Origin of the sequence: Pseudomonas cichorii (assembly GCF_019719005.1) — a bacterium.
GTDB lineage: Bacteria > Pseudomonadota > Gammaproteobacteria > Pseudomonadales > Pseudomonadaceae > Aquipseudomonas > Aquipseudomonas cichorii_E.
In genome coordinates this window covers 58,134-81,641 of the sequence record NZ_JAIGPJ010000014.1, presented here as the reverse complement: position 1 = coordinate 81,641, position 23,508 = coordinate 58,134, and the positions used below count along the sequence as shown (strand labels likewise).

The 23,508-nt window shown below is 58.9% G+C and carries 21 protein-coding genes; 11 read left to right on the top strand and 10 right to left on the bottom strand.

Annotated elements, in window-relative coordinates; all coding sequences use genetic code 11:
• Nucleotides 1-97 precede the first annotated feature (97 nt).
• Nucleotides 98-1,306: a zinc metallochaperone GTPase ZigA gene (gene zigA / locus K5D32_RS12950; protein ID WP_221561555.1), complete on the top strand. Its 1,209-nt coding sequence runs from the start codon at nt 98-100 to the stop codon at nt 1,304-1,306.
• Nucleotides 1,306-1,956, top strand: a complete 651-nt coding sequence (locus K5D32_RS12945; RefSeq protein ID WP_221527781.1) for a DUF1826 domain-containing protein — start codon at nt 1,306-1,308, stop codon at nt 1,954-1,956. Before zigA ends, K5D32_RS12945 begins: the two co-directional genes overlap by 1 nt.
• Here the strand turns inward: K5D32_RS12945 and K5D32_RS12940 are convergent.
• On the bottom strand, nt 1,953-2,327 hold the full coding sequence (locus tag K5D32_RS12940; protein WP_221561554.1) for an NADH:ubiquinone oxidoreductase: 375 nt from the start codon (nt 2,325-2,327) through the stop codon (nt 1,953-1,955). The two genes, K5D32_RS12945 and K5D32_RS12940, sit on opposite strands and share 4 nt — an antisense overlap.
• A 54-nt stretch (nt 2,328-2,381) precedes the next feature.
• On the opposite strand from K5D32_RS12940, the gene K5D32_RS12935 reads away from it, so the two are divergent.
• Nucleotides 2,382-3,356: a GTP-binding protein gene (locus tag K5D32_RS12935; protein WP_221561553.1), complete on the top strand. Its 975-nt coding sequence runs from the start codon at nt 2,382-2,384 to the stop codon at nt 3,354-3,356.
• On the opposite strand, the gene K5D32_RS12930 is transcribed toward K5D32_RS12935, so the two are convergent.
• Complete coding sequence (locus K5D32_RS12930; RefSeq protein WP_221561552.1) at nt 3,338-3,730, bottom strand: DUF3301 domain-containing protein; 393 nt, start codon at nt 3,728-3,730, stop codon at nt 3,338-3,340. The two genes, K5D32_RS12935 and K5D32_RS12930, sit on opposite strands and share 19 nt — an antisense overlap.
• A 114-nt stretch (nt 3,731-3,844) precedes the next feature.
• Here K5D32_RS12930 and pdxY point away from each other — a divergent pair, with 114 nt between their 5' ends.
• Nucleotides 3,845-4,711, top strand: a complete 867-nt coding sequence (pdxY, locus tag K5D32_RS12925) for a pyridoxal kinase PdxY (RefSeq protein WP_221561551.1) — start codon at nt 3,845-3,847, stop codon at nt 4,709-4,711.
• A gap of 51 nt (nt 4,712-4,762) precedes the next feature.
• Here the strand turns inward: pdxY and K5D32_RS12920 are convergent, their stop codons facing one another.
• Nucleotides 4,763-5,248 (bottom strand): acyl-CoA thioesterase, encoded by a 486-nt coding sequence (locus K5D32_RS12920; protein ID WP_025262582.1) that lies wholly within the window; start codon nt 5,246-5,248, stop codon nt 4,763-4,765.
• Between the two features lie 309 nt (nt 5,249-5,557).
• Here K5D32_RS12920 and K5D32_RS12915 point away from each other — a divergent pair, with 309 nt between their 5' ends.
• Nucleotides 5,558-7,324 carry a cation:proton antiporter gene (locus K5D32_RS12915; RefSeq protein WP_221575272.1) on the top strand — a complete coding sequence of 589 codons (1,767 nt, stop codon included), beginning with the start codon at nt 5,558-5,560 and terminating at the stop codon, nt 7,322-7,324.
• A 201-nt stretch (nt 7,325-7,525) separates the two neighbouring features.
• Here the strand turns inward: K5D32_RS12915 and K5D32_RS12910 are convergent, their stop codons facing one another.
• The 3 genes from K5D32_RS12910 to uvrD all read right to left on the bottom strand — a co-directional run bounded on the left by K5D32_RS12910 (nt 7,526) and on the right by uvrD (nt 11,399).
• Nucleotides 7,526-7,933 (bottom strand): SMI1/KNR4 family protein, encoded by a 408-nt coding sequence (locus K5D32_RS12910; RefSeq protein ID WP_025262580.1) that lies wholly within the window; start codon nt 7,931-7,933, stop codon nt 7,526-7,528.
• A 227-nt stretch (nt 7,934-8,160) separates the two neighbouring features.
• Complete coding sequence (locus K5D32_RS12905) at nt 8,161-9,003, bottom strand: Tim44 domain-containing protein (RefSeq protein ID WP_095068075.1); 843 nt, start codon at nt 9,001-9,003, stop codon at nt 8,161-8,163.
• A gap of 212 nt (nt 9,004-9,215) precedes the next feature.
• The gene (gene uvrD / locus K5D32_RS12900; protein WP_221575270.1) at nt 9,216-11,399 is read right to left on the bottom strand and encodes a DNA helicase II; all 2,184 of its coding nucleotides are present in this window, start codon (nt 11,397-11,399) and stop codon (nt 9,216-9,218) included.
• A gap of 234 nt (nt 11,400-11,633) precedes the next feature.
• On the opposite strand from uvrD, the gene K5D32_RS12895 reads away from it, so the two are divergent.
• The 3 genes from K5D32_RS12895 to K5D32_RS12885 all read left to right on the top strand — a co-directional run bounded on the left by K5D32_RS12895 (nt 11,634) and on the right by K5D32_RS12885 (nt 15,481).
• Nucleotides 11,634-14,129 (top strand): EAL domain-containing protein, encoded by a 2,496-nt coding sequence (locus tag K5D32_RS12895; protein ID WP_221575269.1) that lies wholly within the window; start codon nt 11,634-11,636, stop codon nt 14,127-14,129.
• 167 nt (nt 14,130-14,296) lie between these two features.
• Entirely contained in the window at nt 14,297-15,163 is an 867-nt protein-coding gene (gene hexR, locus K5D32_RS12890) for a transcriptional regulator HexR (RefSeq protein ID WP_025262576.1), read from the top strand.
• A gap of 96 nt (nt 15,164-15,259) precedes the next feature.
• Nucleotides 15,260-15,481 carry a PA3496 family putative envelope integrity protein gene (locus tag K5D32_RS12885; RefSeq protein ID WP_221592888.1) on the top strand — a complete coding sequence of 74 codons (222 nt, stop codon included), beginning with the start codon at nt 15,260-15,262 and terminating at the stop codon, nt 15,479-15,481.
• Here K5D32_RS12885 and K5D32_RS12880 read toward each other — a convergent pair.
• On the bottom strand, nt 15,432-16,385 hold the full coding sequence (locus tag K5D32_RS12880; protein ID WP_221592887.1) for a LysR family transcriptional regulator: 954 nt from the start codon (nt 16,383-16,385) through the stop codon (nt 15,432-15,434). The genes K5D32_RS12885 and K5D32_RS12880 overlap by 50 nt on opposite strands.
• Nucleotides 16,386-16,607: 222 nt before the next feature.
• Here K5D32_RS12880 and K5D32_RS12875 point away from each other — a divergent pair, with 222 nt between their 5' ends.
• Together K5D32_RS12875 and oadA are read left to right on the top strand one after the other, a co-directional pair.
• On the top strand, nt 16,608-18,023 hold the full coding sequence (locus tag K5D32_RS12875) for an acetyl-CoA carboxylase biotin carboxylase subunit (protein WP_198727927.1): 1,416 nt from the start codon (nt 16,608-16,610) through the stop codon (nt 18,021-18,023).
• 132 nt (nt 18,024-18,155) lie between these two features.
• Nucleotides 18,156-19,961, top strand: coding sequence for a sodium-extruding oxaloacetate decarboxylase subunit alpha (oadA, locus tag K5D32_RS12870; RefSeq protein ID WP_221600526.1), 1,806 nt, complete (start codon nt 18,156-18,158; stop codon nt 19,959-19,961).
• 120 nt (nt 19,962-20,081) lie between these two features.
• Here the strand turns inward: oadA and K5D32_RS12865 are convergent, their stop codons facing one another.
• Genes K5D32_RS12865 through K5D32_RS12855 form a run of 3 tightly spaced genes read right to left on the bottom strand, consistent with a single transcriptional unit; the run spans nt 20,082 to nt 21,851 of the window.
• Nucleotides 20,082-20,753, bottom strand: a complete 672-nt coding sequence (locus K5D32_RS12865; RefSeq protein WP_221592885.1) for a GNAT family N-acetyltransferase — start codon at nt 20,751-20,753, stop codon at nt 20,082-20,084.
• 16 nt (nt 20,754-20,769) lie between these two features.
• Complete coding sequence (locus K5D32_RS12860; protein ID WP_221600523.1) at nt 20,770-21,216, bottom strand: GNAT family N-acetyltransferase; 447 nt, start codon at nt 21,214-21,216, stop codon at nt 20,770-20,772.
• 11 nt (nt 21,217-21,227) lie between these two features.
• Nucleotides 21,228-21,851 (bottom strand): FMN-binding negative transcriptional regulator, encoded by a 624-nt coding sequence (locus K5D32_RS12855; RefSeq protein WP_221600522.1) that lies wholly within the window; start codon nt 21,849-21,851, stop codon nt 21,228-21,230.
• Nucleotides 21,852-21,940: 89 nt separating this feature from the next.
• Between K5D32_RS12855 and K5D32_RS12850 the strand changes: the two genes are divergently transcribed.
• Complete coding sequence (locus K5D32_RS12850) at nt 21,941-23,497, top strand: PLP-dependent aminotransferase family protein (RefSeq protein ID WP_221600519.1); 1,557 nt, start codon at nt 21,941-21,943, stop codon at nt 23,495-23,497.
• Nucleotides 23,498-23,508 lie beyond the last annotated feature (11 nt).

Here is a 23,508-nt window from a genome sequence, read left to right as displayed (position 1 = left end):
GCGGGTGATTAGAGCTGGCTGCCAAGGTGTCGATAACAGACCCGGTGCAGCCTACATCAACAAGGCGCAAGCCTTGCAACCTGGCCCGAGAATCCTGATGTCGAATCGTCTGCCTGTTACCGTTCTGTCCGGTTTTCTTGGAGCCGGGAAAAGCACTCTGCTCAATTACGTGCTGCGCAATCGCGAGAACCTGCGAGTAGCCGTTATCGTCAACGATATGAGCGAGATCAACATCGATGGCAGCGAAGTTCAGCGCGATGTCAGCCTGAACCGCGCCGAAGAGAAGCTGATCGAGATGAGCAACGGCTGCATCTGCTGCACGTTGCGCGAAGACCTGCTCGAAGAGGTCAGCCGTCTGGCTCAGGACGGGCGCTTCGATTACCTGCTGATCGAATCAACCGGCATTTCCGAACCCTTGCCGGTGGCCGAAACCTTTACCTTCCGCGATGAAGCAGGCAAGAGCCTGGCGGACATGGCGCGCCTGGACACCATGGTGACTGTGGTCGATGGTGTTAATTTCATGCTCGATTATCAGGCTTCCGAAAGCCTGGCGACCCGTGGCGAAACCCTGGGTGAAGACGATGACCGCTCGATTACTGACCTGCTGATCGAGCAGATCGAGTTTGCGGATGTGATCCTGCTCAGCAAGATCGACCTGATCAGTTCCAGCGAACGCGAAGAACTGATGGCCATCCTCAAGCGCCTCAATGCCCATGCCGAGATCGTACCGATGGTCATGGGCCAAGTGCCGCTGTCGACCATCCTCAACACCGGCCGTTTCGACTTCGAGCGTGCTTCCCAGGCACCGGGCTGGCTCAAGGAAATGCGCGGCGAGCACGTGCCGGAAACCGAAGAGTACGGCATCGCCTCCACGGCTTACCGGGCGCGTCGGCCTTTCCATCCAGAACGCTTTTTCAGCTTTATCGACCGGCCATGGACCAACGGCAAACTGCTGCGCTCCAAGGGCTTCTTCTGGCTGGCGAGCAAATACAAGGACGCCGGTAGCTGGTCCCAGGCTGGCGGCCTGATGCGCCATGGCTTTGCCGGGCGCTGGTGGCGTTTCGTGGCGCGGGCGCACTGGCCTCAGGATCAGGAGAACATTACGTCGATCATGGACAACTGGTCGCCTGAAACCGGCGATTGCCGCCAGGAACTGGTTTTCATCGGGCAAAACATCGACTTCGCCCAGCTCACGGCTGAACTGGATGCTTGCCTGCTCACCGATGACGAACTGGCCATGGGCGTAGAAACCTGGCGCTTGCTGCCCGACCCGTTTGGCGACTGGCACGCCGAGGAGGCTGCCTGATGCTCGCGCCGGTCTTGAAGTTCCAGCCCCGCGCCCGTCAGGTGCAGGGCAATACCCCTGAAGTGCTGGGACAGGTGCTGGAGGACGGCGTCAATCTGTCGGTCTGGCAGCGCCAGTTGCCTGCGCATATCGAGGACTTCGGCGCCTTGCTGTTGTCCTTGAACGAGCCGTTGGCGGAATCCATGACCCTGGACGTGCAGGGCGGCGATGTCGAGCCCAATCTGCAAGGCCTGGCCTCGGGCTATGCCGACCTGCAGGGGTATGACGGATTCATCGCGGACGTGTCGTGGCTGGTCAGCGCCTATGCCTGTCTGCTGGGCGCCGAGTGCGTCGGCTTGCGCTTGCGGGCGCTGGACAAGGCCATGTGCCCGCGCTTTCACGTGGATCACGTGCCAGTGCGACTGGTCACCACCTATGCCGGGATAGGCAGCCAGTGGCTCAAGGAAAACGCCATCGACCGCAAGCAGCTTGGTAGCCCGGAAGCGGAACCGCAGGACCCGGATCGAATCCAGCAGATCGATTGCGGCGCAGTGGCCTTGCTCAAGGGCGAGCGCTGGAGCGGCAACGAAGGCCTGGGACTGGTGCATCGTTCGCCACAACTGGAGCGCAACGAGCGTCGCCTGATTCTGACGCTGGACTGGCTGGCTTAATCCGGCGTCAGCCACTTGCCCTTGCTTTGCCCCTCACAAAACGGCTTGAGGTAAAGCGCGTCGCTGGCAATGCCGTAATAGTGGATATTCTCGTGATAGGGCATATTGGCGACCTGTGCGTTGCTGCAGATGCCAAATGCGCCGGCCGGGCAGCTTTGCGAGAAGGTCACTTCTGTTTTCTGACCTGCCAGTTGCGGTTTGCAGAAGCCGTCGCGAAACAGGTCTTTCGGGATATTCAGGTTTTCCTGACAGACTTTGACGTCTAACCTCTCAGCCTGGCTGTGTACCAGACACGCTTGGGCCAATACCTTGCCGGATGTCATTGCCAGCAGCATCAACGCCAATCGAACGGGCAGCCTCAGGGCTCGCATTGTCAGCTTTCCTTCATCATTGTTTGCAAACGACATTCTCCAGAAGCGACCCAGATGCTGCAGAACATCCCGACTCATGTGATCGGTGGCCCGTTGGGTGCCGGCAAGACCAGCCTGATCAAGCACCTGCTGAGCCAGAAACCGGACGATGAGCGCTGGGCGGTGCTGATCAACGAGTTCGGCCAGATTGGTCTGGATGCTGCGCTCCTGAGCGTGGACGCCGATGGTATCGCACTTGGCGAAGTGGCTGGCGGCTGCCTGTGTTGCGTCAACGGCGTGCCGTTTCAGATCGGCCTTGGGCGTCTGCTTCGCAAGGCGCGTCCCGACCGGTTGTTCATCGAACCTTCAGGCCTTGGCCATCCGCTGCAACTCATGGCTCAGTTGCGACAGGCGCCCTGGCTGGGCGTGCTCAGTGTTCAGCCTGGCGTGATGGTGCTGGACGCAATCGCCATGGCGGCAGGCCAGCCGCTACCGGCCACCCAGCAGCAAGCGCTGACGGAGGCGGGGCTAGTGGTGATGAACAAGTCAAAGAGCATCGACGAAGCATCACGTCAGCGGCTGGCTGAGGCATTGCCGGAACATTCGCTGGTCTGGGTCGAGCAAGGGCGGCTTGAGCTGGCTCAACTGCCAGGCTTTTTGGCGCGCGGAGTTGTGGATAACAGCTCTGTGGATAACCTCGTTCTACCCCGAAGCCTCGGGCAATTGCCCGCCGTCTGGGCTGATCCGGGCGAGCCGATTTGCCTGAGCCAGGAGAGCCCGGATGGCTGGAGCATTGGCTGGCGCTGGCATCCTTCCCGGCAGTTTGATCGGGTAGCGCTGCGGCAATGGCTGGAAAGCCTCGCCTGGCGGCGTGCGAAGATGGTTATCCACAGCCCCGAAGGCTGGTTTTCAGCCAATGGGCTGAAGGGCTCGGGCCTTGAATGGCAAGGCAGCGAGTGGCGGCAGGATTCGCGTCTGGAACTGATCTTCCAGACGCCGCAGGACAGCGTCACGCTGCAAGCGCAACTGGCTCACTGCTTGCGTTGCTGATGAGTCTCGCGCCACTTGTTCATTTCGATGATTTCGGCGCTAGGTGGTGGCGTTTTAATTTCAAACGGGTAGGGTGCGAGTTCGATCTGCGCCGAATGGGCACCGAACATGGTGATAGTGCCCGGATGACGCTGTTCGCCGGTGACCGTGAACTCGAAGCCATAGATGCGTGCCAGACGCCTGTGGCCCTGAGCATCGCGGACCAAGGCCAGGCGGCGCAGGGCGACATTGCCGTCCAGCAGTTCCAGATCGAGCCGGGCGCAATGCTGTTTGACGCGCTCCAGCGCTCGCTCGCGCAGACCGTGGGCATGCCACAACCAGGCTGCCGCACTTGCGAACAGCATCAGCACGAAAATGTTTCCCAGGGTCAGCATGGCAGAGTGCTCCTACGCAGGAGTCTTCAGCTTAACTGCCCAAAGTGATTTACAGCCATACTGCGCGACTTAAATTTCTTATTACTGCATTTGCATCGTGTTCAGGATCTTCCCATGAAACGTACACCCCACTTGCTCGCCATCCAGTCTCACGTGGTTTTCGGCCACGCAGGCAACGGCGCAGCGGTGTTCCCCATGCAGCGTATCGGGGTCAATGTCTGGCCGCTCAACACGGTTCAGTTCTCCAACCACACCCAATACAAGCAATGGACTGGCGAAGTGCTGGCTCCGCAGCAGATCCCGGCACTGATCGAAGGTATTGCGGCGATTGGTGAGTTGGGTAACTGCGATGCCGTGCTTTCCGGTTACCTGGGCAGCGCGGCGCAGGGTCGGGCGATTCTGACGGGTGTGGCGCGTATCAAATCGGCCAACCCCAAGGCGTTGTACTTGTGCGACCCGGTGATGGGGCATCCCGAGAAGGGTTGCATCGTCCCGGCTGAGGTCAGTGATTTCCTGCTGGAAGAAGCGGCGGCAGTGGCGGACTTCATGTGCCCGAACCAGCTGGAGCTGGACAGCTTTTCCGGTCGCAAGCCTGAATCCCTGCTCGATTGCCTGGCCATGGCGCGGGCGTTACTGGCACGAGGCCCCAAGGCTGTACTGGTCAAGCATCTGGATTACCCCGGCAAGGCGGCGGATGGTTTTGAAATGCTGCTGGTGACCGCCGATGCCAGCTGGCACCTGCGTCGTCCGCTGCTGGCCTTTCCGCGTCAGCCGGTGGGTGTGGGTGATCTGACATCCGGCTTGTTCCTGGCGCGGGTATTGTTGGGTGACGATCTGGTGGCGGCTTTCGAGTTCACGGCTGCGGCAGTGCATGAAGTGCTGCTGGAAACCCAGGCCTGTGGCAGCTATGAGCTGGAGCTGGTACGGGCTCAGGACCGGATTGCCCATCCGCGGGTGCGGTTTGAGGCGGTGCGGTTGTAATGCTCTTAGCGAATGAATTCCCATAGTGGGAATTCATTCGCGAACAACGTATTACAGGGATTCTTCCTTGATTTCCTGATAACGCTTTTCCAGTTCCTGGCGAATCTGGCGGCGTTGCTGGGCCTGGATGAAGCGGCGTTTGCCTTCGGCGGTTTCAGGCTCCAGCGGCGGGACGCTGGCCGGTTTGCGGTTGTCGTCCACTGCGACCATGGTGAAGAAGCAACTGTTGCTGTGGCGCACCGAGCGCTCGCGGATGTTCTCGGTCACGACCTTGATCCCGACCTCCATCGAGGTATTGCCGGTGTAGTTCACCGAGGCCAGGAAGGTCACCAGTTCACCGACGTGAACCGGCTCGCGGAAAATCACCTGGTCCACGGACAGCGTCACCACGTAACGACCGGCATAACGGCTGGCGCAGGCGTAAGCGACTTCATCCAGGTACTTTAGCAACGTACCGCCATGCACATTGCCAGAGAAGTTGGCCATGTCCGGGGTCATCAATACAGTCATCGACAGCTGGGCGTTTCCGGGTTCCATAGCGTACTCACACGGTCAAGGTCATCATGAGTGGCGCCTTATGCTGGCGCTCACGAGGGTGGTTCAACTACCTGCAACAGACAGTTATCGGGACGCTGGCGGAGTGAATGCCGTCACGCTTGAGGTCTATCTGTTTCCATATATTGCACCGGCTTTCTCTCGACGGGTGCAGTGTTACTCTCCCAAAACCCGTGGATCGGGTTTTTTCTTACGCTTTTCGTAGCGTTTTATTGATGCAGCTTCCGACTTTTCAGCTTCGCTGGCTATTCGGGAGCTTCAGGCATCATTTATCAATAAGGAGCCACACCCATGCATGCCGTCAATTTTATCCAGGATTTGGCAGTGATCATGCTGGTGGCGGGTGTGGTGACCATTCTCTTCCATCGCCTCAAGCAGCCGGTGGTACTGGGCTATATCGTTGCGGGCTTCATCATTGGTCCGCATACGCCGCCAGTCGGGCTGATCCATGACGAAGACACCATCAAGACCCTCGCAGAGCTTGGGGTGATCTTCCTGATGTTCTGCCTGGGGCTGGAGTTCAGCCTGCGCAAGCTGTTCAAGGTCGGAGCCACGGCGTTCATCGCGGCCTTTCTCGAAATTGCCCTGATGATCTGGATCGGCTACGAAATCGGCCAGTTCTTTGGCTGGAAAACCATGGACTCGCTGTTCTTGGGTGCGATCCTGGCCATTTCCTCGACCACCATCATCGTCAAGGCCCTCAACGACCTGAAGATGAAGAACCAGCACTTTGCCCAGCTGATCTTCGGGGTGCTGATCGTCGAAGACATCCTGGGTATCGGCATCATCGCTCTGCTGTCGGGGATCGCGGTCAGTGGCTCGGTGAGTTCCGGCGAAGTCTTCTCCACGGTCGGCAAACTGTCCTTGTTCATGATCGTGGCGCTGGTGATCGGTATTCTGCTGGTGCCGCGCCTGCTGTCTTATGTCGCGAAGTTTGAAAGCAACGAAATGTTGCTGGTGACGGTGCTGGGCCTGTGCTTCGGTTTCTGCCTGCTGGTGGTGAAGCTGGAATACAGCATGGTGCTGGGAGCATTCCTGATTGGCGCGATCATGGCCGAGTCTCGTCAACTGGTGAAAATCGAGCACCTGATCGAGCCTATTCGCGACATGTTCAGCGCCATCTTCTTCGTCGCCATTGGCCTGATGATCGACCCCAAAGTCCTGCTGGAATATGCCTGGCCCATCGCGGTTATTACCGTTGCCGTGGTGCTGGGCAAGATGCTGTCCTGCGGGCTTGGGGCTTTCATTGCCGGTAACGATGGGCGGACCTCGCTGCGCGTCGGCATGGGGCTGTCACAGATTGGCGAGTTTTCCTTCATCATCGCGGCGCTGGGCATGACCTTGCAGGTTACCAGCGATTTTCTCTACCCCGTGGCGGTGGCGGTTTCTGCCATTACCACGCTGCTGACTCCCTACCTGATTCGCGCTGCCGACCCGCTGTCGCTGCAACTGGCGTCCATCGTGCCCGGTCGCGTGGCGCGGGTGTTCAACATGTATGGCGAATGGCTGCGCAGCATCCAGCCTCAAGGGCAGGGCGCTGTGCTGGCGTCGATGATCCGGCGGATACTGCTGCAAGTCGGGGTCAACCTGGCGCTGGTGATAGCGATCTTCTTCAGCGGGGGTTATTTCGCCGGACGTATCGGCGCTTACATGAGTGAGTGGGTCAGCGATGTGGGCCAGCAGAAGGCCTGGATCTGCGGGGCAGCATTGTTGCTGTCGCTACCGTTCCTGATCGCGGCGTACCGCAAGCTCAAGGCGCTGTCGATGCTGCTGGCCGAGATGGGCGTGAAGCCGGAAATGGCCGGTCGTCATACCGTACGGGTCCGCAAGGTGGTGGCTGAGGTGATCCCACTGCTGTCGCTGGTGGTGATCTTCATTCTGCTGGCGGTCCTGTCGGCGAGCATTCTGCCGACAAGCGAGTTGTTACTGGTGATCGTGCTGATTGCGGCGGTGGTTGCAGCATTGCTGTGGCGCTGGTTCATCCGCGTGCATACGCGGATGCAGATTGCCCTGCTGGAAACCCTGGGCAACAACAATCAGGAGTCGTCCGGGCATTGAGCCCGGCGATACCTGTGTGCGGGGTGTCTTAGGCTTTGTACGAAAAGTGGCTGCGCTCGGTGATGCTGCGTTAAAAACAGGCTCGTGCGCGAGTCCGATCGGAATGCTCATTTACAACACGTAAAGTCGAGCGCGACTCCGACCGTTCCTCGCCTGTTTTTGCCTTGCCTGACCTTCGCTCGCCGACTTTTCGTACAGAGCCTAGCTTTCCAGCCAGACGTCCCGTGCCCAGTGCCAGACAGATTCCCAGTTCTCTTCGGTCACCAGCTCTTCTTCGCCGGACCACAGCACGACGGTGCCATCTTCTTCGACGCAGTAATAATCGTCGCCGTCCTGGCAGATCGGGATCAGTTCACGAGGCACACCCAAGTCCCAGGCAGTCGCGGCGACATCCGGCAGATAGGTGTGTGACTGAGGGTCGGTAACGGTGACTGGCTCAAGGCTGCCATACACGACGTCGCTGACGGTCAGAAGGAATTCCTTGAAGACGTAAGGGATATTGATAAACAGCTGTTCTTCGATCTCGACGAGCTGGTCTTCATCAGGCAGTTCGAGGGGAACCGGAACCGGCTCGTTTTGTTCACGCAATTGTTCGATGACTTCTTCCACGACATGGGTCCTCTAAGCTTGATGGCGCGGGTTATACAGTAGCCTAAAGCTTTTCTCAAAATAACTACCCGATCGGATAGGCTCTGTACGAAAAATCCTGGCCTGCCTGCTTTCAATTCATATCAAGCGTCGGACCTTTCAGACTTGCATTTGTTAGCAGCAGGCGACCAAAAATAAAAAACCCCGGAACAAGTCCGGGGTTCGGTGCTGCTGGGTGTGCCTGGGAATCAGCCGTTCTGGCGAATACCGGCAACCAGCCATGGTTGGTTGTCGCCCTGGGCGCGTTCCATGTTCCAGCTTTCGCTGAACACTTCGCCCTGGTCAAAGCGCGAAGTCTTGGAGACGCCGGAGAAGGTCAGGGTCGCGATGGTCTTGTCGGCACGATCATCCACACCTTCCAGCTGGACGCTCAGGTTGTCGATGTAGGTCGACTGGAAACCGTCGCCCAGATCGGCACGTTCCTTTTTCAGGAATTGCAGCATCTGTGGCGTCACGAACTCGGCGATCTTGTCCATTTCGTTCGCATCCCAGTGCTGCTGCAGCGACTGGAAGTGGCTGCGGGCGGCTTCCAGGAAGCGCTCTTCGTTGAACCAGGCCGGAGCGTTGATGACCGGAGCCGCAGGAGCCGACGAAGCGCCACCGAAGATCGAGTTTTGCGCAGGCTGGCTGGTTTCACGCTGGTAAGGAGCACCGGCACCGGCCATTTTCGGCTGTTGCTGCTGACGACGACGTGCAATGAAGCGGAAGATCAGGAAGGCGATGAGGCCCATGATCAGGATGTCGAAGATCTGCAGGCCGTTGAAGCCGTCACCCATGAACATTGCAGCCAGCAGGCCACCGGCAGCGATACCGGCCAATGGGCCCAACCAGCGCGAAGCGCCACTGGCAGCGGCAGCCGGACGACCGGCAGCGTTAGGAGCAGCAGCCGGAGTGGCCGGAGCGGCCTGGCGTGCCTGGTGCGACGGTGCCGAGCCCATGCTCTTGCCACCACCGAAACGTGCGGCGTTCACATCCAGACTCATGGTGAGTCCGATGCACAGCGCCAGAGCCATGCTTAGAAAACGTTGCATAAGGGTATTCCCGTTGTATGAATGCATGCGCGCCATGTTGCACAGGAGGGCAGTCGCTGGCTAGTGCGTTAATGTTTCGGACTTTTGCATAGGTCCTTAAGACCTGTCTATTTGGGCGGTAGGCGGAGAAACAAAACGCTGTGGGAATTTTCTTTGTCCGCCGCCGTAGGAGCGAATTCATTCGCGAATGAATTCGCTCCTACGGAGTCCGGTCAGATCGGCACCAGCTTCGCATAACCCATCATCAGCCACTTGCTGCCTTCGGAGAAGTTGACCTGCACCCTGGCCTGGGCGCCGGAGCCCTCGAAGTTCAGGATCACGCCTTCACCAAATACGGCGTGCTGTACGTGCTGGCCCAGCGTGAACTGGGTTTCGGGGATGCCGGTGCCCGTGAACAGGCTGCTGTTGCTGACTTTCTGGGTGCCACCGAAAGGACGACTGACGCTATTGGACAGGCGCACTTCCTGGATCAGCGTCGGCGGAATCTCGCGAACGAAGCGCGACACCTTGTTATAGGTTTCGCTGCCATACAGGCGACGGGTTTCTGCATAGGTCATCACCAGTTGTTGCATGGCGCGGGTGATGCCGACGTAAGCCAGACGGCGTTCTTCTTCCAGACGGCCGGGCTCTTCCAGGCTCATCTTGTGCGGGAACAGCCCTTCTTCCATTCCCACCAGAAACACGTAAGGGAATTCCAGGCCCTTGGCGCTGTGCAGGGTCATGAGCTGAATGCTGTCTTCGTGCTCCTGAGCCTGTGTGTCGCCAGCTTCCAGCGACGCATGGCCGAGGAAAGCTGCCAACGGGGTCAGCTCTTCGTCATCTTCATTGTTCTCGAAGTTGCGCGCAGCGCTGACCAGTTCCTCAAGGTTTTCCACCCGGGCCTGACCTTTTTCACCTTTTTCCTGCTGGTGATAAGTGATCAGCCCCGATTGCTCGATGACGGTCTGGGTCATCAGGTGCAAGGGCATTTCCATGACCTTGGCCGAGAGGTTTTCGATCAGTTCCATGAACACGTTCAAGGCACCGGCAGCGCGGCCGGTCAGGCCTTTGTTGGCCACCAGCTGACGCATCGCTTCCCACATGGAAATGTCGGTGTGGCGTGCATGCTCGCGAATCGCCTCGACCGTCTTCTCGCCAATGCCCCGTGCGGGGACGTTGATGACCCGCTCCAGCGCGGCATCGTTGCCACGGCCTTCCAGCAGGCGCAGATACGCCATGGCGTTCTTGATCTCGGCGCGCTCGAAGAATCGCTGGCCGCCGTAGATGCGGTAAGGAATGCGCTCGCGCAGCAAGGCTTCTTCCAGCACCCGCGACTGGGCGTTGGAGCGATACAGAATGGCAATGTCGTTACGCGACAGGCCGGTCTTCAAGGCGCTTTCAATGGTTTCGACCACGTAGCGCGCTTCGTCGTGTTCGTTGAAGGCGGCATACAGGTTGATCAGGTCGCCATCGCCCACATCGGTCCACAGCTCTTTGCCCAGGCGACCGCTGTTATTGACGATCAGGCCGTTGGCAGCCTTGAGAATGCTCGCCGTCGAGCGGTAGTTCTGTTCAAGGCGGATGACTTCGGTATCCGGGAAGTCCGACGAATACTGATGAATGTTCTCGATCTTCGCGCCACGCCAGCCATAGATGGACTGGTCGTCATCGCCCACCACCATCAGGCTGTCGCCGCCCTGGGCCAGCAGCCGCAACCAGGCGTACTGCACGGCGTTGGTGTCCTGGAACTCGTCCACCAGCACATGGCGGAAGCGCCGCTGATAATGCGCCAGCAGGCCCGGATGATCGCGCCACAGGTCCAGCGCGCGCAGCAGCAGTTCGGAGAAGTCGATGACGCCGGCGCGCTGGCAGGCGACTTCATAAGCTTCGTAGATCGACTTCATGGTGCCCAGGAACAGATCGCCGCTGGCCTGGATATGTTTGGGGCGCAGGCCTTCGTCTTTCTGGCCGTTGATGAACCACTGGGCCTGACGTGCAGGCCAGCGCTGTTCGTCCAGCCCCAGCTCGCGGATCACGCGCTTGACCAGACGTTGCTGGTCGTCGCTGTCCAGAATCTGGAACGTCTGCACCAGCCCTGCTTCCTGCCAGTGAGCTCGCAGCAGGCGATGCGCCAGCCCGTGGAAGGTGCCGACCCACATGCCTGCCGGGCTGATGCCCATCAGTTGCTCGATGCGATGACGCATCTCGGCTGCGGCCTTGTTGGTGAACGTCACCGACAGGACCGAATGCGGGGAGGCTTGCTCGACCTGCATCAGCCATGCGATGCGATGCACCAGCACACGGGTTTTACCGGAACCAGCGCCGGCCAGGACCAACTGACGACCCAGAGAGGCAGCTACGGCCTGACGCTGGGCATCGTTGAGGGAATTCAAAAGGAGAGAGAGATCATCGCGCATCGACGCATTCTAGGGTGCTGCGCCATGGCGGGCAAACCATGCTTTGTCATGGGTAATAAAAAGTCGTCGATGCTGACGATCGGTCATGTGCGACGGCGAATGGCGTCCCTTGTGTCGAAGTTGTGCAGAACAGCGCTGAAAGTCACAGTTTTATGATGGCGGCAGTTTGGTCTAGCCCAGCGCTTGTGTATGCTCGGCACATGCCAAGGTCTTATCAAATACAAGAACCCCGCCATGCCTTTCAGCTTCAGTGCCCACGATGCTTCTGACACCAGCCGGCGGGCCATTCGCAAGAAGTTCGCGACCCGGTTGAGGGTCGAGCGTACGCGCATGCTTTATCAGGGTTCATTGCTGCCGACCCTGTTCATGTTCATCAGTGGTCTGGTCTGCGCATGGCTGCTCTGGAGTCCTGAACGCTACGTGCTGGTCAGTATCTGGCTGGTCTGGCTGGCGGTACTTGTGGGCTTGCGTGTCATTCAGGTTGCAGCGTTCCGGGCGGCATCTCCCGAGCGTCAGGCGCAACCGGTCTGGCGGCGAATGTTTCTGCTCGGCGCGGTGGTCAGCGGTCTGACTCTGGCCTGTGCGGCCATGGCCCTGGTGCCCGTGACCAGTTTCGAACAGCAGGCCTGGGTGTTCGGCATGATCGGCGGCGCAACGCTGTGCGCCAGCGTGGCCTATGCCGTCAGCCTCACGGCGTTTCTCACCTTCAGCCTGTCGTGTCTGTTACCTCCCATCGCCTATCTGTTTATGGGCGGCGACGTGCCTTTGCGTGGCTGGGGCTGGCTGGGTCTGATTCTGTTGTTTGCCCTGATTGTGGTGGCCTGGCAGATCAATCGCCTGATACTGCGCAGCCTGTTGCAGCGTTTTCAGAACCAGGCCCTGATCGAGCATTTGCAGCAGGCACAGGCCAAGGGCGATGAACTCAATGAAATTCTGGGCCGGGAGGTCGAGCAGCGTCGTCAGGCCGAGCACAGTCTGCGCGAGGCTCAGGCCGGTCTTGAGGAGCGTGTTGCGCAGCGTACCCTGGAGCTTGAGGCCGCCAATCTGGCCTTGAGCAAAAGCCCGCCGCGTCTGGCCGAGAAGGTTTTCGATGCGGTCAGCGAAAGCATCATGATTTTCGACCCGCAGTACCGGATTCTCACCATCAATCAGGCGTTCTCCAGGCTCACGGGCTATACGCCTGAAGACGTTGTGGGACGTCAGGTCATGGATATCGCCAGCAGCCTTGATGCCCGCCGTCACTTCCAGGCCATTCACCACGCCCTGGAGCAGACCGGAAGCTGGCAGGGCGAACTGGTTGAGGCGCGCAAGAACGGCGAGTTGTACCCGCAATGGCTCCAAATGACGGTCGTGCGCGATATTGCAGGCAATGTCAGCCATATTGTCGGCTTCTTTACGGATCTATCGGCCAATCGCGAATCTGAAGAGCGTATGCGCTACCTCACGCATTTCGATGAGTTGACCGGTCTGGCCAATCGCTCGCAATTCAAGGAACGCCTGCGCGAAGCGAATCAGCGGGTGCGCCAGGGCGGAAGAAGCCTGGCGCTGCTGCATATCAATCTGGATCGTTTCAAGCTGCTCAACGAGAGCCTGGGCCATGAAGTCGCCGATCAGTTGCTCAAGCATGTTGCCCGCCGCCTGATCAGCGCCATGCCGGAGGCGGACACCATTGCGCGTCTGTCCGGCGATGAATTTGCCGTGCTGTTCGATGCCTATGCCAACCTTTCCAGTCTGGCGCGGGTCACCAGCCGCCTGTTGAGCAAGCTGCGCACGCCGTTGTCTGTGGCGGGCAATGAACTTGTGATCAGTGCTTCGGTGGGTATCAGCCTGCTGCCGGACTCTGCCCGTGAAGTTTCGGCACTGGTGAGTCAGGCCAATATGGCGATGCAGCATGCCAAGCATCTGGGCGGTAACAACTTCCAGTTCTTCACCGAAAGCCTGCGGGCCAGCACCCTGGAGCGCCTGCAACTGGAAATCCAGCTGCGCAAAGCCATTGAAGATCACCAGCTACAAGTGTTCTATCAACCCAAGATGCTGTTGGAAAATGGTCGTCTGGATGCGGCCGAAGCACTGGTGCGCTGGCGTCATCCGACACGGGGCATGGTGCCGCCGGGCGAGTTCATTGGTCTGGCCGAAGAAACCGGCCTGATTGCCGACATCGGTGAGTTCGTGCTGCGCCAGGCCTGCTGGCAGGCTTGTGAGTGGCAGCGTCAGGGCTTTGAGCCTATCCGGGTGTCGGTCAATCTGTCAGTGCACCAGTTGCGACAGGGCAAACTGGTCAGTCTGGTGCGGCAGGTCCTGGACGAGACGGGGCTGGCGCCGCATTTGCTGGAGTTGGAGCTGACCGAAAGCCAGTTGCTCGACAGTGTCGAACACATCATCGCGACCTTTCAGCAGTTGCGTGAGCTGGGCGTCAAACTGGCCATCGACGACTTTGGCACCGGCTACTCTTCATTGAGTTATCTCAAACGCTTCCCTGTGGACTACGTAAAGATTGATCAAGCGTTTATTCGTGGCCTCGATGACGGCACGGAAGATGCGGCAATCACCCAGGCGATCATCGCCATGGCTCACAGCCTGGGGCTCAAGGTCGTGGCCGAAGGTGTGGAAAACGAGAAACAACTGGAGTTTCTGAAGGCGCAGGGTTGCGATGAAGTTCAGGGCTATCTGATCAGTCGACCGCTCGAAGCGTCGATGATGGAGGGTATGTTGAGCCTGGCCCGGCAATAGTGGCAGCGTTCCAAAATGTAGGATTATTCCCACAAAAAAGGAAGATTTGTCATTCAGTGGCTTGTGTATGACGTTCAGGGCTCGTTTAACTGGGCGGCTCGCAGGTCATGTAGTATAACTACAAGAAAGCTACAACCCGCCCACCGCATCATTAGCGAGTCTGCCTCTTGAATCTGCTGCAACACATCGCCCAGTCACGTAATCTGCTGCGCAAGTCGGAGCTCAAGGTAGCCGACCATGTGCTGCTTGACCCTGCGGCCGTGATGCACAGTTCCATGGCTGACCTGGCCCATAGCGTCGGGATCAGTGAGCCCACCATCGTGCGCTTCTGTCGCGCCATCGGCTGTACGGGCTTTCAGGACCTCAAGCTCAAGCTGGCGCAGAGCCTTGCCGCCGGAGCGAGTTTCGGCCAGTTCGCGATTCACGAAGACGATTCGGTTGCCGATTACAGCCTGAAGATTTTCGACACCACCCTGCACACTTTGATGGAAGTGCGTGAAAACCTCGATCCCCATGCCTTGCAACTGGCCGTGACCGCCATGGCGGGCGCCAATCGTGTGGAGTTCTATGGTTTCGGTGCGTCGGGTGCGGTAGCGGCCGATGCCCAGCACAAGTTCTTCCGTCTGTTGTTGAGTGCCGCTGCCTACTCCGACCCGCACATGCAGGCCATGTCGGCAGTGACCTTGAAGCCAACCGACGTCGCGGTGTGCATTTCCCAGTCCGGTCGCTCCAAGGATCTGCTGATTTCGGCGAATCTGGTTCGCGAAAGCGGCGCCACACTCATCACGCTTTGCCCCAGCCAGACGCCTTTGGCCGAGCTGTCGTCGGTCAATCTGGCCATCGACGTGCATGAAGACACCGAAATCTACACGCCGCTGACTTCGCGTATCGCGCATCTGGTAGTCATCGATGTGCTGGCGATGGGTGTTGCCATGGCTCGCGGCCCGAGCCTGGTCAACCACCTCAAGAGCGTCAAGCGCAGTCTGCGCAGCCTGCGGTTGTCCCCCAAGTCGGTAAAAGCCCACGAGGACTGAAGGTCGCCAACCTTCATCAACTTGTCATGCATTCGCCGTCTGAGCGTCATGCCCCGGCGTCACTCTGTACTCCCGCAACGTACTGGGAGACAGGACATGGCTCGGCATTACGATGACTTACCCAACAGCACCGTCAAGACTCGTCGTCAGCAGGAAGACCAGCGCCGAATGGAGTTTCGTCGTGCGATTGAAAGCTACTGCGAGGCGCGGCAGCTCAATCAGGACCTCTGTGATTACATGGACAGCATGACCGGCAACCACTGGCAGGCTAGCCAGCCGTCCGCGGACGCCCGTCGAAGCGTTCGACAAGCTGGCTGATCTGCGCACGTTCGGTGCGGATGAACGCAAGGAATGCGTGAGCCACGGGAGACAGGCGTTTATCCCTGGCTTGTACCACGCACCAGCTGCGATAAAGCGGCAACTCGGCCACTGGCAGCTCTTTGAGGGTGCCGGTGGCGAGCTCCGCGCAGACGGCGTGACGGGTGAGCAGCGCCACTCCAAGTCCTGCCACCACGCATTCGCGCTGCGCTTCGCTGGATGACACTTCCTGTGTCTGGGTGAAATGCACGCGCTTTTCCTTGAAGTATTCCTCACAGGCCCTTCGGGTCCCCGAACCCGATTCGCGAATCAGCAGCGGCCAGGGCTCCAGGTCTTTGAGGCTCAGTTGTTCCTGCTCGCAAAGCGGATGGCTGGCCGGCGCCACGGCCACAATCGGGTTATTGAGAAACGGCAGGAACTCCAGTCCCATGTCCTGCGGCACCATGGACATCACCACCAGATCGTCGCGGTTGTCCGACAGGCGCCTGATGACCATGGCGCGGTTGACCACGGTCAGGTTGAGGATGACCTCGGGATGCTGGCGCTTGAAGGCTGCGAACAGGTGCGGAATGAAATATTTGCAGCTCGACTCGATTGCCAGTTTCAACTGACCCTGCAATGAGCCCTGCATGTCGGAAAGCTGCATATCCAGGCTTTCCAGGCGACCGAAGATGTCACGGCTGGCCAGTTGCAGCGCTTCGGCGGCTTCGGTCAGGTAGAGTTTTTTGCCGACATACTCGAAAAGCGGCTGGCCGATCAGCTCTTCAAGCTGGCGGATCTGCAGGCTGACGGCTGGCTGCGTCAGGGACATTTCCTCGGCGGCGCGGCTGTAGGAGCGCAGATCGCACACTTCATTGAAAATTCGCAACTGACGCAATGTCATACGCATCAATGACTTACGCATCTTCAACAACTCCTGCCAATGGCTGAAGTACTGACTATAAGCTTTTACTTATGCCTATCCCAATTTTTACTCATTTTTATTAATCGCTGATCAGGAATAGGGTGTGCCTGCGTCATTCAGCCACATACGCAGTTACAAAAAGACAAGTAACTACACTGCGTATGCGGCCCTGCGCCGACCGGCTCTGCCGGTTCGATTGTCCTTATGGTCGAGGAAGTGCCAGTGATAACAAAAATCCTGATCGCCAACCGTGGAGAGATTGCCGTCCGCATCGTGCGCGCATGCGCCGAAATGGGCATCCGCTCGGTTGCGATCTTTTCGGACGCCGACCGGCATGCCTTGCATGTCAAACGTGCCGACGAAGCCTATAGCATTGGCGCTGAACCTCTCGCCGGTTACCTGAACCCGCGCAAGCTGGTGAACCTGGCAGTGGAAACCGGATGCGATGCACTGCATCCCGGTTACGGCTTCCTCTCGGAAAACGCCGAACTGGCGGAAATCTGCGCAGAGCGCGGCGTGAAGTTCATCGGCCCGTCCGCAGAAGTCATTCGCCGCATGGGCGACAAGACCGAAGCGCGCCGCAGCATGATAAAGGCCGGTGTGCCGGTCACGCCGGGCACAGAGGGCAACGTTGCGGATATTCATGAAGCACTGATCGAAGGCGACCGTATCGGTTACCCGGTGATGCTCAAGGCAACTTCCGGTGGCGGGGGGCGCGGCATTCGTCGCTGTAACAGCCGCGAAGAACTGGAGCAGGCGTTCCCGCGAGTGATCTCCGAGGCTACCAAGGCCTTCGGCTCGGCGGAAGTCTTCCTGGAAAAATGCATCGTCAATCCCAAACACATCGAGGCGCAGATCCTCGGTGACAGCTTCGGCAATGTGGTGCACCTGTTCGAGCGTGACTGCTCCATCCAGCGCCGTAACCAGAAACTGATCGAAATCGCACCCAGCCCGCAACTGACACCTGAACAGCGCGCCTATATCGGCGACCTGTCGGTGCGTGCCGCCAAGGCCGTGGGTTACGAGAATGCCGGGACCGTGGAGTTCCTGCTCGCTGATGGCGAGGTGTATTTCATGGAGATGAATACCCGGGTTCAGGTTGAGCACACGATCACCGAAGAGATCACCGGCATCGACATCGTGCGCGAGCAGATTCGCATTGCGTCCGGCCAGCCGCTGTCGATCAAGCAGGAAGACATCATTCATCGCGGTTTTGCCCTGCAATTCCGGATCAATGCCGAAGACCCGAAGAACAACTTCCTGCCCAGCTTCGGCAAGATCACCCGTTATTACGCGCCCGGCGGGCCGGGTGTGCGGACCGATACGGCGATTTATACCGGCTACACGATCCCGCCGTTCTACGACTCCATGTGCCTGAAACTGATTGTCTGGGCGCTGACCTGGGAAGAGGCGATGGACCGCGGCCTGCGAGCGCTGGACGACATGCGCCTGCAGGGCGTGAAGACCACGGCAGCTTATTACCAGGAAATCCTGCGCAACCCGGAATTCCGCAGCGGCCAGTTCAATACCAGCTTCGTTGAAAGCCACCCTGAACTGACCAATTACTCGATCAAGCGCAAACCCGAAGAGTTGGCCCTGGCCATCGCCGCCGCCATTGCCGCCCACGCAGGGTTGTAAAAGTTTGAGCGGTAAGCAGTGAGCTTCAAGCTGCAAGTGACAAGCTACAAGCAAAGGCGAATCGGCTTTTTCTTGCGGCTTTCAGCTTGCCACTTGCAGCTTGAGGCTTGCCCCTCCTGAGGAGCTCCGAAAATGCCTAAGAAAATCTTTGTCACCGACACCATCCTGCGCGACGCACACCAATCGTTGCTGGCGACCCGCATGCGTACCGAAGACATGCTGCCGATCTGCGACAAGCTCGACAAGGTCGGCTACTGGTCGCTGGAAGTGTGGGGCGGTGCGACGTTTGATGCCTGTGTACGGTTTCTGAAGGAAGACCCGTGGGAGCGCCTGCGCCAGTTGCGTTTGGCCTTGCCCAACACCCGTCTGCAAATGTTGCTGCGCGGTCAGAACCTGCTGGGCTATCGCCATTACAGCGATGACGTGGTGAAGGCGTTTGTCGCCAAGGCGGCGGAAAACGGTATCGATGTGTTCCGTATCTTCGACGCCATGAACGATGTGCGCAACCTGAAGGTCGCCATCGAAGCAGTGAAAGCGGCGGGCAAACATGCCCAGGGCACCATCGCCTATACCACCAGCCCGGTGCATACCATCAGCGCCTTCGTGGAACAGGCCAGGCAGATGGAAGCCATGGGTTGCGACTCGGTGGCGATCAAGGACATGGCCGGTCTGCTGACGCCTTTTGCCACTGGCGAACTGGTCAAGGCATTGAAGGCCGAGCAATCGCTGCCGGTCTTTATCCACTCCCATGACACCGCGGGTCTGGCAGCCATGTGTCAGCTCAAGGCCGTTGAAAACGGTGCCGACCATATCGACACGGCTATCTCCAGCTTCGCCTGGGGCACCAGCCATCCGGGCACCGAATCCATGGTTGCGGCCCTCAAGGGCAGCGAGTTCGACACCGGCCTGGATCTGGAACTGCTGCAGGAAATCGGCCTGTACTTCTATGCCGTGCGCAAGAAGTACCACCAGTTCGAGAGCGAGTTCACGGCGGTCGACACCCGCGTGCAGGTCAATCAGGTGCCGGGCGGGATGATTTCCAACCTGGCCAACCAACTCAAGGAGCAGGGCGCGCTCAACCGTATGGGCGAAGTGCTGGCCGAGATTCCACGGGTCCGCAAGGATCTGGGTTATCCACCTCTGGTGACGCCGACTTCACAGATCGTTGGCACCCAGGCGTTTTTCAACGTGCTGGCGGGCGAGCGCTACAAGACCATCACCAACGAAGTGAAGCTGTACCTGCAAGGCGGTTACGGCAAGGCGCCGGGTGAAGTGGACGCCAGGCTGCGTCGTCAGGCCATCGGCAACGAAGACTTGATCGATGTGCGCCCCGCCGACCTGCTCAAGCCGGAAATGACCAAGCTGCGTGGCGAAGTCGGTGAACTCGCGCAATCCGAAGAAGACGTGCTGACTTACGCCATGTTCCCGGACATTGGCCGCAAGTTCCTCGAGGAGCGCGCAGCGGGCACCCTGAAACCTGAAGAGCTGTTGCCGATTCCGGAAGCGGGCAGTGTGGGCAAGGTGGGCGGCGAAGGTGTGCCGACCGAGTTCGTGATCGACGTTCACGGCGAAACCTACCGTGTGGATATCACTGGCGTCGGCGTCAAGGCCGAGGGCAAGCGTCACTTCTACCTGTCCATCGACGGCATGCCGGAAGAAGTGGTGTTCGAGCCGCTCAACGAATTCGTCGGAGGCGGTGCCAGCAAGCGCAAACAGGCCCATGCACCGGGCCATGTCAGCACCACCATGCCCGGCAACATCGTCGATGTGCTGGTCAAGGAAGGCGACACCGTCAAGGCCGGTCAGGCCGTGCTGATCACCGAAGCGATGAAAATGGAAACCGAAGTCCAGGCCTCCATCGCCGGCAAGGTGGTTGCCATTCATGTCGCCAAAGGCGATCGGGTCAACCCTGGCGAGATCTTGGTCGAGATCGAATGACAGCAACGCCGTAGGAGCGAATCGGGCGGCGCTCCGCTCATTCGCGAAATTCGCGGATAAATCCTACCTAAACAGTTTTCCTCGGGGGAGCACACGTGGCTCCCCTTTTTTATTTCCCGGTCATCCGCGAAACGCTTCCAGCCCCTTAACCTGCTGCCCGTCCTTAAAGTTATCCACAGCCAGCCAGGCCTCGAAAGCCTTTTGCAGCTCGGGCCATTCGTTGTCGATGATCGAATACCAGGCGGTATCGCGGTTCACATCCTTGGTCACCATATGCTGGCGAAAGAGCCCTTCGTAGCTGAAGCCGAAGCGATCTGCCGCACGCCGGGAGCGGGCGTTGTTGGCGTTGCATTTCCACTCCAGCCGACGGTTGCCCAGAGCAAAGGCTTCCCGGGCCAGCAAGTAGATGGCTTCTGTGCCTTTGGGCGTGCGTTGCATGCTCGCACCAAAGGTCACGTGACCTATTTCTATCCGGCCATGGGCAGCGACGATGGACATCAGGCTGATCACGCCTTCGGTCACGCCTGTGGCCTGATCGACCACGCTGTAGAACCATGGGTCAGTGTCATTGGCATGTCGCTCCAGCCAGGCGTCGAAAGCCTTGCGTTCATTGAACGGGCCATAAGGCAGGTAATCCCAGAGCTTCGGGTCGGAATTCGTGCCATTGAGCGCAAGCCACAGATCATCGCCATGGCGTAGCGGGTCGAGTTTTTCCAGGCGAATGAAACGGCCCTCCAGTGTCTTGGTGCCTGGAAGTGTTGCGGGTTGCCAGTGGAGCGGGGTATCGGACATGAGCAGACTTCCAGCCTCAAAGGGCCTTGCGAAATTGAATGTAGCCGCCGCGTTCGGCGATGCGTTCGTAAAGCTGAATGGCCGTGGCGTTGGTTTCGTGGGTCAGCCAGTGAACCTTGTCGCAATTGTTGGCTTGGGCGGTCGCGTAGACATACTCGATCAGTTGCCTGCCGATACCGGTGCCGCGCTGTTCGGGGGCGACGATCAAGTCCTGTAGATAACAGGCATTCTTGATGCTCCAGTTGGAGCGATGGTAGATGAAGTTCACCATGCCCACCGCTTTGCCATCCAGCCAGGCCAATGCCGAGTTGGTGGTTTCGGCGGGGTCCAGGATGCGCTGCCAGGTGACGTCGCTGACGTCATCGGCCAGTTCGGTCTTGTAGAAGCGCAGATAGGCCTGCCACAACGGCAGCCATGCGCCGTGATCGTCGGCTGTTACTGGGCGGATTTGAACTACGGTCATGACAATCTCCTTCAGCTCATCAAGCGAGCGATTTCCTGGTCTTTTGGATCATGGCTGGCAGCCAGGCCATCGCGTACGCCCGCAATATCCGGGGCGTTGCGGTTCTGGCTGAGTTTGCGTTTGCCCTGCAAGCGTTCGATGGGCAAGGCGAAGCCGACAATCGCGCCCAGCATCTTTTCAATGTACTCGGCCGGTGCGTCATTGATGGACCAAGGCTGGGCACGACGGGACTCATGCTTGTCGGTGAGACGGCCGACCAGTTGGTGCAGGCGCTGGGCATCAGTGAAGACCTCGGCCTGGCCATAAGCGTGAACGGCCAGGTAATTCCAGGTCGGTACGACTTTTTCGTGCTCCGCCTTGCTTGGGTAAAAGGACGGGCTCACATAGGCATCGCCACCGGGGAAGATCACCATGACCTCAGTCGGTTTTTCGAGTGCTCGCCATTGAGGATTGGCTTTGGCCAGGTGCCCGTAGAGCGTGCCGTTGGGGCCTTGTTCGCGGCTCAGTAACAGTGGCAGGTGCGTCGCCTGCAAGCCGTCTTCGTCCTGAGTGACGAGAATCGCCAGACGTGTCTGCTCCATCCAGTCCTGCAACTGCAGCGTGTCGTTCTCACTGAAGGCTTTGGGCGTGTACATGGCAATGTCCTTGGTTAATGGCTAAATCCTAGGCAAGCTATTGGTTCCTTGTAAGAGCCATTAACGATAGATTTCATAGGTCCAATTCCATGCTTTCAGGCTCTCCCGCGTTTCCCTTGAACCTCGCCGGAATCGAACTGGATCGGCGCAGGGGCTTGAGTCGCCAGCTTTATCAGGTCTTGCGTCAGCGGATTCTCGATGGCGGTCTTGGCAGTGGCACGCGCTTGCCGGCCAGCCGTGACCTGGCCGAATCGTTGTCGATTTCTCGCAACAGCGTGATGCGTGCCTACGACCAGCTTTACGCTGAAGGCTTCATTGAAGGGCGTATTGGTGACGGGACCTATGTCGCTCAGTTGCCCGATAAAACAGCGGTTGTTGAAAATTCACCTGCGAAAAAATTATCCACTGAACTATCCACAGGCTTATCAACAAGGTTACGCACAGGCTTATCCACATTTACCTCTGAAAATCTTCAAAATGCGCCGGATCAAGTTATCCACAGCTCAGCGATAGCGCTTCTGCAAAAGCATCATTTGAGTACCCCTATCAAGGGCGCGCCACGTGCATTCCGGGTGGGTGTACCGGCATTCGATCTCTTCCCTTTTGCCATATGGGGCAAGCTGAATGCGGCTTTCTGGCGCAAGCCGGATCTTCAACTGCTGGGCTATGGCGAGGCTGCCGGAGAGTGGCGACATAGAGAGCTGATTGCCTTGTACCTGCGCTCGTCTCGCGGGTTGCATTGCTCGGCTGAACAAATAGTGATCACCAATGGCGCACAACAGGCAATAAGCCTTTGTGCACAGTTGCTGCTGGAGGCTGGCGACGGGGTGGCTGTGGAAAACCCCGGCTATCGTGCGGCGGGTCATGCCTTTGCTGTTGCGGGCGCGAGGTTGCAGGGTATTGCCGTGGATGAAGACGGCATGCGCTGTGCGGATCTGGAACACACCGACTGCAAACTGGCTTACGTCACGCCCTCCCATCAATACCCGACCGGGGTGGTCATGAGCCTGGCTCGCCGCCTGGAACTGCTGGCCTGGGCAAAAAAGACTCAAGGCTGGATTGTCGAAGACGACTACGACGGCGAGTACCGTTACAGCGGCGCGCCCTTGGCACCGTTGGCTGCGCTGGACGGGGACCGGGTTTTGTATGTCGGGACTTTCGGCAAGGTGGTCTTCCCGGCGTTGCGCCTGGGGTATCTGGTCTTGCCCCAAAAGCTGGTCAAGCCGTTCAGCCAGCGCCGTGGTGTGGACATGCGCCATTCCGAAGTCAGCACCCAGACGGTGATGGCGCAATTCATCGCTACCGGCCACTTTCAACGGCATATCCGCCGCATGCGCCGTGCGGCCTTGAGCCGTCGCAATGCACTGCTGGCGGGCTGGCCGGAGAATATTCCAGGCTGTGGCGCGATGCCTAAAGTCGTGGCCGGGTTGCATGTCACGGTCAGAGTGGACAGCCTGGCTCGTGAGCGTGAACTGATCGAAAAGGCCGAGAGTGTCGGAGTCGAGATCACGGCATTGAGCAGTTATTGGCTGCCGGATTCCACCGAGCCTGTGGATAACCGTGCCGGGCTGGTTCTGGGGTTTGCAGGTGTGCCGGAGGACGCGATTGCCGATGCGCTGGAGAGATTACGTCAGGTGTGGCGGTAGGGTGTTGGTTG